We start from the raw sequence: 11,920 nt of genomic DNA, 5'->3' as shown, positions 1-11,920 counted from the left end.
GGTGAGTGGAGGGTGGAATTGTGTGTACTCATGGCAGTTTAGTATAATGAACGTATCGTTTTTATGAATATTACTGATGATTAAATATATTTTATACATCCAGGAGGGCTTAAGATGACTGCCAAAAGAGGACGTCCACGTAACATGGAAACCCAGAATGCCATTCTTACAGCATCGTATGAGTTGTTGTTGGAGCACGGATTCGGGGCAGTTACGATCGAGAAGATCGCTGAACGTGCACAGGTGAGCAAAGCCACTATCTACAAATGGTGGCCGAATAAAGGCGCTGTCATCATGGACGGATATATGTCTGCTGCAACGGCAAGATTACCAGTACCGGATACAGGCTCGGTAGTGGAAGATATACGCATACATGCGAGTAATCTGGTTCGATTTTTGACCAGTCGGGAAGGAAAAGTGATTACACAGATCATCGGAGAAGGGCAGTCGGATGAAGGGCTTGCCGAAGAATACCGTACAAGATACATCCAACCACGTCGACGTGAAGCACGGGGAATTCTGGAGAAGGGTGTGGAGCGCGGCGAATTAAAGAGTGGGGTGGACATTGGACTGTATATTGATCTGATCTATGGACCGGTGTTCTATCGTATGTTAGTGACGGGGGAAGCGATGGATGATGCGTTTGTAGATCTGATGCTCCGTTCATTGTTTGAAGGCATTCAGTCCAAGTAGATATAGGGATAGTCGCGATACAAGTGGGAGGAAGAGGGAAGAGGGCGATTCATAGAAATCACCCTGGAAGGAGCGCGTGTATATTGTACGAGGTAGATTGTTAGACCTGGAATATAGGTGAGATGGCTGTGGGCCATGAATCTGTAACATTAGAGGAAAGGAAGGATGAGTGCTGGGTTAACACCGGGGGTTCATTCCATACCGAACTGGGCAGTTCGCGGCGTAATACAGGGGCAACTTCCTTGGCAAAACGCTCCACTTGCTCCAACTGCTCGCTATGCGTCAGTCCATCTACGCTGATACTCAGCACCTGATGTCCGTAAGCGGCATGATAGTCCAGAATTTTCTCAATGATCTGCTCCGGACTGCCGATTAACGCAGGGCCTCGTGCAATGTTATCCTCCAGATCGGTGAAGGGAGACTGATTATGCTGTGCGGCGGTAGTGGCATGGAACGCTTCATAATATGGCTTATAACGACGAATGGCTTCTTCGCCCGTATCCGCAAGATAGAGACTGCCGGCACCAGAGCCAATCACGGCTTGTTGCGGATCATGACCATAATAATCGAGGCGCTCCCGATAATGATCAATTAATGCTTTATATTTGGCCTGAGGATGAAAAGAATTCGACGTGAAGAGCGGCTCGCCATATTTGGCAGCGAGTTCGGTCGAGACCGTGCTCGACGCGCTACCATGCCAGATCGGGATGGATTGTTGAAGCGGCCTGGGCCACGTGGTCACTCCCTCAAGCGGAGGGCGATACGTTCCCTGCCAGGTTACATTCTCTTCAGACCACAGCCGTTTTAGCAGGTGGTAGCGTTCATCTAGTGAATCCCACTGTTCCTCTTCGCTTATGCCAAACAGCGGATAGTGCCGAGGGTCATTGCCTTTCCCGATGATCATTTCCAGCCGTCCGCCCGATAATTGATCCAGCGTGGCATAATCCTCGGCAACCCGGACTGGATCAAGTATACTAAGAACAGTGACGGTGGTTAGTAACCGAATGCGTGTGGTTGCTGCGGCTATTGCGGTTAATACGACAGGTGGCGAGGAAGATAGAAAAGGCGCACCGTGTCGTTCACCGATCCCATAGGCATCGAAACCCAGTCGTTCAGCCAGCTTCGCTTGCTCTAATATATTGTGGAATTTCTGCTGAGTCGTCAGAGCTTCCCCGGTTACGGCATTAGGCAGATTCATCATGAGACTAAACAAGGCAAATTTCATCTGACCTTCTCCTCGAACTGAATTGATAGCATCTGTGTCGTATAATCCTATTGAAATAGTAGGATATGTAAGTTGGATTAAATGTATCACGTTCTCACGGATTCTTCTAATGGATTTTTTCTATAAGCAGGAACAGCGAGGCCTCCTTGCATAAATGTGAAGGAAATTGCCACGATTTTTATTGACCGCTGTAAAATTTAGGATTAGAATTGTGCTTATCATATAAATTCAAAATTATGGATTTTCATTGTGGAGGTGGGATACATGGAACCTACAACTACGATACGCTCATATATTGAGGACTACATCAGGAAACAGGGGTACACCCTGCAGTATTTTGCCGATATATCGGGAGTTAACGCTGGAACGCTTAGTGCAATTATTAAGGGGACTCGGCCCATCGCTATGGCGCAACTGGATCTGATTACCCAAGGCATGAAGCTGGAAGAGGGGTATTTCTACGAGATTTATGGGGCTGAATGTTTCGTGGAATCGGCACCTCATTGGAGAAGACTGGAACCATTCCTCCAGCGCTGTGCTGAATTGGACAAGCTGGAATGTATTCATAAGGTTATCCAGGAAGTGACGGATGATCGCTCGTATATCTCGGAGTTGTTCGAGATGGCCGAAGGCATGCTTGAACGTGGACAGACGAAGGCTGCACGGATGTTGTACGAATGTGTGGCGGAGTGTGAGAAATATCAACATTCGGAACGTCTGGCTCTGTGCCAGTATCGCATCTTCACGTTATCTCTCGGTCAGGACCAGCATGAGAATCTTCGTGCAGCCGTACATTTTGAACCGTATATTAATCGGCTGGATGAGGAACGGCAGCTGGATGCGATTAAAGACCTGGCGAATACATACGCTTCTCTTCGATATTGGGACAAGTTATTTTCGCTTGCTGATGAGTTAGGGCATAAAGTTGAAATTATTCAATCGTTCACAAAAAAGATAGTGAACAAAGAAAATAGGATAACAGCTTACCCTTTATTTGTATATCAAGCATATTCAAACTTGCTTAAGGCCAATGCATGTGAATGTAGAGGAGAATATACCGAAGCACTGAATTACACAAAAAAATATAATGATTTAGTTAATATTTCTAATCCTAGCGATGAAGATATGATATATATAAATATGTTTAATAGATGGACTGAGGTTAATACCTATTTGTATAATCTGATGATGGGAAAGAAAGAGGTTCTTCCGGTCTATGTAGCTTGGATAGAGCAAAATGAAGAAGAAACTCTTACGGCCCTTGTTAAGATCATTGAAGCAGCAAACAAATATGATATGGATATAGATGATATCCTCTTAAAATTTGATAACTCCATTAATTCTATGTTGAGTGATAGAAGTTTATCGGAAGGATACAATGAACAACTTAAGAATGATCTATATTCAAAACTTTTATTTGAGTTGGCAATGTATTATTTCAATAGAGAACGATATGGAGAAGGAATGAAGAAGCTCGTCAATTGTCTGAGTTCAGCCATCAGAATTAATAATTCTAATGACATAATACAGTGTGTTGCTCTCTTTGAGAGGTACAGGTCTTTTGCATCTCAGGAAATAAAAAGTACCTATCATAATCTAATGGAGGAGGTTAACAGCTATTATGAAATTAAGAAAAATCATGGCTATACTCTTGTTTAGTGTTATGATTGTTAGCACTTTCCCTACAATTGAAATTAATGTGCAAGATCAGATTTATCGCCTACTAACACATGGTAGTGGAACATTGTAAGCTACAAATTACAATTAGGAATACGTTATAACATTGGTTTATTTCCAAAGACGGAGATAAACCTTTTTGTTGTACTCATAGATTGACCAATGTAAAATACAGGACTAAAATAACATTTATTATGTGTTATTGAATTATAAGTGATTTTGGTGATGGAGGTGTTATAGTGGAATTGTTACCTAAAATAAGAGTACATATTGAGAAATATATGAGAGAGCAGAATCTCAAGTTGCAGCATTTTTCCGATATTACTGGAATTAATGTTGGAACTTTAAGTGCCATTCTTAAAGGCAACAGGTCAATGTCTATGAACCAACTGAATCAGATTACTTCTGTTATGGGATTAGAGAAAGGCTATTTTTATGAGAGTTATGGGGTTGAATCCTTCATAGAATCTTCGCCCCACTGGAGACGTCTGGAGCCATATCTATATGAGTGTGCTGAGCTTGGTAAGCTGGATTGTATACAACAAGTCATCACTCATGTAACGGACGATCGATCATATATAGAAGAATTATTTGATGTAGCTGAAAGCTTTTTTGAAAGAGGATTAAAAGAAGTAGCTCTTATTTTGTATGAATGTGTGGCAGACAGTGAAAAATATCAACACTCCGAGCGGTTGGCCTTATGCCAGTACCGTATTTTTCTGCTTCATAAAACACTGAATAAATTCAATAACTTAAATGCCGCAGTAAAGTTTGAACCCTATATTGATAAATTGAATGATGAAATGCAATTAGATGCGATTAAAGATTTAGCAAACCTTTATGCAACAATACATGTGTGGGATAAAGTTTTGGAGCTAGCTAAAAAACTAGAACAAAGAGTTGACTTTCAGCTTACTCTTCGTACCAACAGGCGGGGAAATAAATTGAGAATTGCGCATTACCCGGTATTCAGTTATAAAGCCTATGCGAATTTGTTAAAGGCTACTGTATCCGAAAAGCGTAAGCAGTACAGAAAAGCTTTAAAATACACAGACGTTTATGAGGATATTATGGACGAAATTAAAAATCCGACAGAAGAAGAGCAAGAATTGATAGAGCGATTCAAGGGTTGGGCTGAGGGCAATCGATATTTATATACATTATTGATGGGCGATTTTGATATGTTAGATGATTACCTAAACTATCTGGATGCCAATCCTAAAGAAATCTTAACAGCATTCGTATATATTGTGAAGGCTGCTAACCAGTGCTCATACGATATTGACAATGCATTAGATAGATTTAAAAATCACATCAATAACATTAGAATAGAGAAATATTTAAAAGGGACATATAACGAACAGGCGTTGAATCTTAGATATATACGCTTATTCTACGAACTAGCAAAATACAAATTAAATCAAAACCAAATTCAGCAGGGGATCGAACATTTAATTACTAGTTTCGAACGTTCTGTCTCAAGTAATGATGACATGATGTGTATCAAATGCATTGACTTATATGGAAAGTATAGAAATCACGCCAGTAAGACCCAGGAAGAGGGGTATACAAAACTAATAGATAAATTAAGTGTACCAACTTTTCAATAGTGAAATATATGGGGAAGGACGATGAAGACGATGCCCAATATACGTTTCTATATTGAAAATCACTTAAAGAATAAGGGGTATAAACTACAGCAATTTTCAGAAATCGCTGACATTAATGTTGGTACATTAAGTGCGATTATCAAAGGAACCAGGCTTATTTCGATGAACCAACTCGATCAGATTACATCTGCAATGGGATTGGAGCGGGGATATTTTTACGATATGTACGGTGTGGAGTGTTTTATCGAATCTGCGCCCCATTGGAGGCGATTAGAACCGTTTTTATATCGTTGTGCTGAACTTGGTAAGCTAGATATTATACAACAAGTCATTACTCATGTGACAGATGATCAATCCTATTTTGATGAGTTATTTGATGTGGCTGAGAGTCTCTTTAATAAAAGCATGAATGAAGCGGCACTCATTTTATATGAATGTGTAGCCGACAGTGAGAAGTATCAACACTCGGAGAGGTTGGCTCTTTGCCAGTACCGCATTTTCTTGCTTCAGAAAACACTGAGTAAATATGATAATCTCAATGCAGCAGTAAAGTTCGAACCGTATATTGATAAATTAAATGAAGAAGTGCAATTGGATGCAATTAAAGACTTGGCAAACGTATATAATACGATACATTTGTGGGACAAGGTCGATGCATGGGCACGGGAACTGGAACGGAAAGCAGAATTCCAATTAAAAATTCAATCTCGTAGGCGAAAAAGTAAAAGAAGGCTAACAGCCTATCCTCTTTTTACATATGTAGCCTATGCAAACTTATTAATATCAAGCGTTTATGATGCTCGTAAGGAATATGAAAATGTCCTAAAGTATATAGAAAAATACTTGAAAATAGTTGAGGTTGAGAATCCTACACAAGAGGATCAACAAATAATAGATTTGTTCCAAATATGGGGAGAAGGAAATCAATATGCTTCCCAATTAATGCTTGGTCAAGAAAATGTAATCAATTCTTATTTGGATTATATCGAAAACAACCCGTCAGAAATATTAGCTGGATTCATTAATATTTTGCAAGCAGCTAACCAGTATTCTTTTAACATTGACTATGCTTTAGACAGATTTAAAGATCAGACCAATTTGTTTAATACTGACATGTATATTAAAGGTAGTTATAACGATCAAATGTTAAACCACGCGTATCAAGATTTTTACTATGAATTGGCAAGTTATCAAATGAAACAACGTAATTATTCACTTGGAATGGATGCCTTACTTATGTGTTTAGATCTCTCTTCTTCAAGTAAAGATGACCTGATGTGTATTAAATGTGTAGATTTGTACGGGGAGTATAGAAGCGAGGCCAATGAAACACAGATCAGAAAGTACAAAAATGTAATAGAAAAGTTAAGTTTACCGACTTTCTGATAATGAAATATCTGCGAAGGGACGATGAAGAAGATGTACAATGTGCGTTCCGTATATGTTGTTTAATTATGAACTTGTAAAGTATAAATGCAGACTAAAAGTTTATCAAACTGGTATAGATACTTAATACACTTACCTCTTTCAACGTTTAACCATACGATCATATGACAGTAAAATGTTTTGATTTTTACGGGACTTATAAACAATACGCAAACTTGTCTCAGCAAAGACGTATTCTCAATTATTTAAGCCAATAAATATATAATAAAACAAACAGCCTAACTGATTCTGAGTCAGGCTGTTTTGTGTTTTAGAAAAGCACTAGGCAGAGCGCTAGGTCTTTTCTAAAGAAATGTTTTTACAAAATTATGCAAAATATATTATGTTTTTCAAAGTACTTGTCGTCATTAGCGAAACTAAATAGCCTACTCATATTAAATGTTATTTAAGAATGTCCTAGAGGGGGACTTGCCATGAGAGAACTGAGTAACTTGAAAGACCAAATCGAGCAAGGTCGGCAAGAGTTGAGTCGCTTGGTAGATCTATATGAAATCCCAAATATAAAAGTGATTGAACAGTCTATGGCACTGGATGAGCTAATTAATGAATATAATCGAGTTACTTTAGGAGTGAGCGTAAAGAGGTGTAAAGTATTGTGAAGCTAACTTAAAATCATAGTCATACTAAAAATAGTGTTCGTATGGTAATCATCAATGTTTAATAACAAAGGGCTGTGTTATGGATTATTATTCATAAAAAGTTTATTTAAGTTTCTTTTGAAAATGATTATATGATTAATCTGAGAACGTTCTCAATTACAAAGAAAAGAGGTGATTGCATCGTTAGGATATGGATAAAATTTGATTTAAGTAGATGAAGAGAGAATTCTAGCTTCAAAGATATCACAGTCTTATGATCTTAGTTTCTTTATTAAGTTCGATAGGTTATTAACGTGACTATTTTAAAACTTATGAGGAGGTACTATCCATGAAAAACTTTGGGAAAATTTTATTAACGGCAATCATGATTTCTTCCGCTTGTTCATCAGTGGCATCTGCTTCATCTGAGGGACAAGTTTTAAGTACAAATACGCCTGAAATAGTGATTAATAATGATATTTCTCAAACAAGTACAATAGGTATTTTTGATCCTAATTTTAAAGAAAAAGCTATTTCACAAGGACTTGATCCTGAAACAATTATTGCAGGGTATTATGTTCCTTTTGATAAGACCCGTTCCAATCTATCAAGCGGTCCGGTGCATCCTTCTGCGATAGGAGATTACTATCTGAAAAACATTGACATGACCCAAATTACTGGAAATGTTATTGAACGTGCGATTGGAAAAGGTCCAGCGCCCTTGTCCTTGTCTGTTATTGATGGTGTAGCTACTACATTCTCTGCTGAGATTTCTTCGAAAGCAGGATGGGGTGGTGCAGAGATTGCTGCGAAGCTAGGCACGACCTATCAGGCAACTCGTAACTTTAACAAAACATACGGACCAATCCAAATTCCTGCAAATAAAACATATACCATTTACTGCGCACCAACATACAACTACTACTCGTTTCAGATATGGAAACAAGGTTTCTTTTCTGATTCTTATATTGGTACTTATGAGTATAAAGAACCGACGGGTTTATACTTTTACTGGCAAGATACTACTGGTTGGTAACTAGACAGAATTTAACAATTTTGGTAATATAGTAGCGCATACAACAGCAATATTATATTATCAAAGGAGAATTTAAATTTGAAAAGTAAAATGATTTCCTTAGTAGCCCTTATCTGTTCATTTGTATTATTTGTTATTGGATTTCAGTTTATTGCTCAAAGTACTAATTGGGGTATGAACAAAGCTATGTTGGTTCTTGCAGAATACCAAAATGTAAAGTCTGATACCTCTGATATCTTTGGTAGCTTCATAAACTCAGAGATTTGGTCGTATAAAATTGAAGGAATGTTATTGATATTTTTAGGGATGTTAATGTTGTATTTAGCAAATTCATTACGAAGTAAATAATGAAAAGTATTCGGGTCCCGAATACTTTTTTTCTTATTTACAATTTAATCTTTAGTTCAACATATAAGTATGAAAAAGGCTGAATTTCTTTGAAAACTTATGTAAATAAACATTTTATTCTGCAAAGGAATATAATATGAATTTTTTGGCAATGTATCCTAAAATGTTATACAAAGAGGGGGTGCATGCTGTGAGTGAACCGAAGCAGATCAAAGATAAAATCGAACGAAATAGGCATGAGTTAAGTCGTTTGGCGGAGAATCATGGCATGCAGGACAACCAAGTCCTCCGACAGTCCATGGTACTGGACGAGCTTATTAATGAATATAATCGATTCAAATATAAAAGCCATCTCAGGAACAGACAACCGATTGCATAATGCAGTCGGTTTTTTGGTCTAATTAGTGTTCTATAGAAATAGGGTAGTCGACTGTAGCGATACAGTCGGCTTTTTTGCGTTCACCCTGAAACCCATGCGCATAACTTGAAATTCCATACCAATTCGAGGATTCGCAGGATAGCGAATGATCATTAAAACTGGATATGATGACCCCAGTTATATCCAGATTGATCTGTGAAGGGGGCTCATACAATGATCGGGAGAGGGAGGGATAAACGGAAATGATGGACAAGGTACGCATTTTTTTCGGAAAAAACGTAAACCTGCGCACCAAGTTGCTCCTGTTGTTCCTTGCGCTGACGTTGCTGCCGCTAAGTTTGCAGGGAGTGATGAACTACAAGCATTTCTCGCAGACGATGGATCGCAAGACCGAGCAGTTCACCATTGATATGGTTCGCCAGATTAACGCCAATCTGAATCGGCTGCTGAAGGACTTTGAGCGGTTGTCGCTCTTGCCGCTTTACGATCAGATGGTGCTTGGCATTCTGGACAAATACAACGCTTCAATGGGGTCGGGTACATGGGCGAGGTCTGAGGATTATCTGAAAATGAAGCTCTATACATCTGGTCAAGCTTATGACCGGCCCGAGATTCGGGGGATTCACTTGATCAGCAATAGCGGCATCCTGTTCTCCAATCTCGATTCGCTGGCAGTCAAGCCGGTATGGGACAGCAGGCAGGATGATTGGTTTGCAGAGCTTGAAGGCTCGGAGGGGACATGGCGTCTGCTTCCTCCGCATCAACCCAGCTATTACACGGGCGGTCAGCAAGAATCGTATATATCGGTGGGCAGAGTGCTTCGAGATCCGGGTACGCTTCAACGATTGGGTTACATTCTGATTGATATCCGTCTGGAGGCCTTCGGTCAACTGTTATCCCATCTGAATTATGAGCAAGATGCAAGTCTGATGATTGTAGACAGCCAGCAGCGTCTGCTGTTCGAACGGACCTCAACCGGAGGAATGCCTGCGTACGACCAGTTGCTATTGCACGGACAGCTTCAAAGCTATGCAGGAAACCAAAAAGTTGTTCTGGATGGGCAGCCCTATCTCTATGTACAACACCATTCCAGCTATTCCGGGCTTTCGGTGATCAGTCTTACACCTATTGCTGTGATTCAAAAGGAGTCGGGTGAGATGCTCACCTTTACAATATGGTTCTCAGTGTTATGTATGGCGGGTATAGCGATTCTGGCGGTTCTGTTATCCTATCGTATCACCCGGCCGCTGATTCGACTGAAGCACCACATGATTCGGGTGGAGCAGGGAGATTTTAGCCAGCGTGTAGCACACTTCAGCAGTGATGAATTCGGACAGATTAGCCGGGGCTTTAACCGAATGATGGAAGAGATTCATCGACTGTTCAATGAGGTGTTTCTGCTGGGCATTCAAGAGCGGGAGGCAGAGTTGTCAGCGCTGCAAAGCCAGATGAATCCCCATTTTATATACAACACGCTGGAGTCCATTAACATGATGGCCATTCGCCAGAAGCATGCTGAGGTGTCGGACATGGTGACGGCGCTTGGCAAGCTGCTGCGTTATACGATTGATAAGGTGGACCGGATGGTTCCACTTGGGGAAGAACTGGCTTTTGTACAATCCTATGTACGCATTCAGCAGGTACGTTACAACGGTAAGTTGGAGGTTAACTATGACATCGAAGAAGAGATAACGGAATGTGCGATTCCGAAGCTGATACTGCAACCGCTGGTGGAAAATGCAGTCTACCATGGCATTGAAGGGCAGGAAAATGGAGGAGTAATCTGGGTATCTGCCTTGAAATTTGACCATGAATTACTGATTAGCGTGCGAGACAACGGTAAGGGTATGACTCAGGCAAAGATTGACGAGTTAAACGAATCCATATCAAAACAGCCTTCCAGTCAGGCATTACGTTGCCATGCCGGGGACAGTCTGGGGCTTAACAATATCGCTCAGAGGCTTCGCCTCATGTATGGAGAAGGCGGTAGCCTAAGCATTGATGGAAGTCCCGGGCAGGGCCTAGTGGTTACCATATCCATTCAACTTCTACCGAAAGGGGATTGAAGCGCATGTATAAAGTATTGCTTGTAGAGGATGAGACGGTCATTCGTCAGGGACTGAGGGAGCTGATCGTACAAGCGTCTTCTCAGTTTCAGGTAACGGGCGAAGCATCGAGCGGTACCGAGGCGCTGAATTATCTGAGATGTGAGGTGCCGGATGTGTTAATCACGGATATCCGCATGCGTGAAATGGATGGATTAACTTTGGTAAGCAAAGCCAGAGACATGTACCCTGATTTGCTCATGCTCATCATTAGCGGCTATGGCGAGTTTGAATATGCACGCAGGGCGATGGAGTTCGGGGTGTTGAACTACCTGTTGAAGCCAATCGATCGTTATGAACTGGCATTATGCATACAAAAGATTCAATTGCTGCTGGATCGCAGATACGGTATAACAACTCTTTCTATCCCTGAGCCATCTGGCAAAGCAGAACACGCTGGTGGAGATACACGGAAGATTATCCGAGATGTGAAGGAGCACATCAAGCAACATCCCGATGGAGACCTGCGACTTCAGACGATAGCAGATCTTGTTAACTTGAACCCTACTTATTTAAGCCAGTTGTTCAAGAACGAAATAGGCATCAATTATTCCGAATACATCACTGAGGCACGTATGGAGCGGGCCAAGTGGTTGCTGATCAACACGGGTCTCAAAATCTATGATGTGGCACGGTTATCCGGGCATCAGAGCCCCAAACACTTCATGCTGGTGTTCAAACAACAGGTGGGATGGACCGCAGGAGAATATCGAGACCGATTCAGTATCTCTTGAAAAACCATACCATTTCTGTAGTTGACGTGATTTATGAGGGAACGATGCTTTCGTTATACTTTGGTTGCACATGTATACCACGACGTCCA

General features: G+C 40.7%; 11 protein-coding genes. 10 read left to right on the top strand and 1 reads right to left on the bottom strand.

Annotated features, from left to right (window positions below):
- The first annotated feature begins 114 nt into the window (after window positions 1-114).
- The gene (locus tag QF049_RS21435) at window positions 115-693 is read left to right on the top strand and encodes a TetR/AcrR family transcriptional regulator (protein ID WP_307540463.1); all 579 of its coding nucleotides are present in this window, start codon (window positions 115-117) and stop codon (window positions 691-693) included.
- A gap of 100 nt (window positions 694-793) precedes the next feature.
- Here the strand turns inward: QF049_RS21435 and QF049_RS21430 are convergent, their stop codons facing one another.
- On the bottom strand, window positions 794-1,918 hold the full coding sequence (locus QF049_RS21430) for an LLM class flavin-dependent oxidoreductase (RefSeq protein ID WP_307540461.1): 1,125 nt from the start codon (window positions 1,916-1,918) through the stop codon (window positions 794-796).
- A gap of 264 nt (window positions 1,919-2,182) precedes the next feature.
- Between QF049_RS21430 and QF049_RS21425 the strand changes: the two genes are divergently transcribed.
- The 9 genes from QF049_RS21425 to QF049_RS21385 all read left to right on the top strand — a co-directional run bounded on the left by QF049_RS21425 (window position 2,183) and on the right by QF049_RS21385 (window position 11,831).
- Window positions 2,183-3,577, top strand: a complete 1,395-nt coding sequence (locus tag QF049_RS21425) for a helix-turn-helix domain-containing protein (protein WP_307540459.1) — start codon at window positions 2,183-2,185, stop codon at window positions 3,575-3,577.
- Window positions 3,578-3,834: 257 nt separating this feature from the next.
- The gene (locus tag QF049_RS21420) at window positions 3,835-5,205 is read left to right on the top strand and encodes a helix-turn-helix domain-containing protein (RefSeq protein WP_307540457.1); all 1,371 of its coding nucleotides are present in this window, start codon (window positions 3,835-3,837) and stop codon (window positions 5,203-5,205) included.
- Between the two features lie 21 nt (window positions 5,206-5,226).
- Window positions 5,227-6,591 (top strand): helix-turn-helix domain-containing protein, encoded by a 1,365-nt coding sequence (locus QF049_RS21415; RefSeq protein WP_307540455.1) that lies wholly within the window; start codon window positions 5,227-5,229, stop codon window positions 6,589-6,591.
- A gap of 473 nt (window positions 6,592-7,064) precedes the next feature.
- Window positions 7,065-7,250 carry an aspartyl-phosphate phosphatase Spo0E family protein gene (locus QF049_RS21410; RefSeq protein WP_307540453.1) on the top strand — a complete coding sequence of 62 codons (186 nt, stop codon included), beginning with the start codon at window positions 7,065-7,067 and terminating at the stop codon, window positions 7,248-7,250.
- 328 nt (window positions 7,251-7,578) lie between these two features.
- On the top strand, window positions 7,579-8,265 hold the full coding sequence (locus QF049_RS21405; RefSeq protein ID WP_307540450.1) for a hypothetical protein: 687 nt from the start codon (window positions 7,579-7,581) through the stop codon (window positions 8,263-8,265).
- 78 nt (window positions 8,266-8,343) lie between these two features.
- On the top strand, window positions 8,344-8,613 hold the full coding sequence (locus QF049_RS21400; protein WP_307540449.1) for a hypothetical protein: 270 nt from the start codon (window positions 8,344-8,346) through the stop codon (window positions 8,611-8,613).
- A 190-nt stretch (window positions 8,614-8,803) separates the two neighbouring features.
- On the top strand, window positions 8,804-8,992 hold the full coding sequence (locus QF049_RS21395; protein ID WP_307540447.1) for an aspartyl-phosphate phosphatase Spo0E family protein: 189 nt from the start codon (window positions 8,804-8,806) through the stop codon (window positions 8,990-8,992).
- Between the two features lie 242 nt (window positions 8,993-9,234).
- Window positions 9,235-11,058, top strand: coding sequence for a sensor histidine kinase (locus QF049_RS21390; RefSeq protein ID WP_307540445.1), 1,824 nt, complete (start codon window positions 9,235-9,237; stop codon window positions 11,056-11,058).
- Between the two features lie 5 nt (window positions 11,059-11,063).
- The gene (locus QF049_RS21385; RefSeq protein WP_307540443.1) at window positions 11,064-11,831 is read left to right on the top strand and encodes a response regulator transcription factor; all 768 of its coding nucleotides are present in this window, start codon (window positions 11,064-11,066) and stop codon (window positions 11,829-11,831) included.
- Window positions 11,832-11,920: the final 89 nt, after the last annotated feature.

Source organism: Paenibacillus sp. W4I10, from assembly GCF_030816325.1.
GTDB classification, from domain to species: Bacteria; Bacillota; Bacilli; order Paenibacillales; family Paenibacillaceae; genus Paenibacillus; species Paenibacillus amylolyticus_B.
The sequence above is the reverse complement of the archived record's forward strand: the minus strand, read 5'-3'. Positions and strand labels throughout refer to the sequence as shown.

Excerpts from the sequence above, each read along its gene's own strand:
- QF049_RS21415 (WP_307540455.1), top strand. The coding sequence starts at position 5,227 with ATGAAGACGATGCCCAATATACGTTTCTATATTGAAAATCACTTAAAG.
- QF049_RS21390 (WP_307540445.1), top strand. The coding sequence starts at position 9,235 with ATGATGGACAAGGTACGCATTTTTTTCGGAAAAAACGTAAACCTGCGC.
- QF049_RS21405 (WP_307540450.1), top strand. The coding sequence starts at position 7,579 with ATGAAAAACTTTGGGAAAATTTTATTAACGGCAATCATGATTTCTTCC.
- QF049_RS21435 (WP_307540463.1), top strand. The coding sequence starts at position 115 with ATGACTGCCAAAAGAGGACGTCCACGTAACATGGAAACCCAGAATGCC.
- QF049_RS21425 (WP_307540459.1), top strand. The coding sequence starts at position 2,183 with ATGGAACCTACAACTACGATACGCTCATATATTGAGGACTACATCAGG.
- QF049_RS21410 (WP_307540453.1), top strand. The coding sequence starts at position 7,065 with ATGAGAGAACTGAGTAACTTGAAAGACCAAATCGAGCAAGGTCGGCAA.
- QF049_RS21385 (WP_307540443.1), top strand. The coding sequence starts at position 11,064 with ATGTATAAAGTATTGCTTGTAGAGGATGAGACGGTCATTCGTCAGGGA.
- QF049_RS21430 (WP_307540461.1), bottom strand. The coding sequence starts at position 1,918 with ATGAAATTTGCCTTGTTTAGTCTCATGATGAATCTGCCTAATGCCGTA.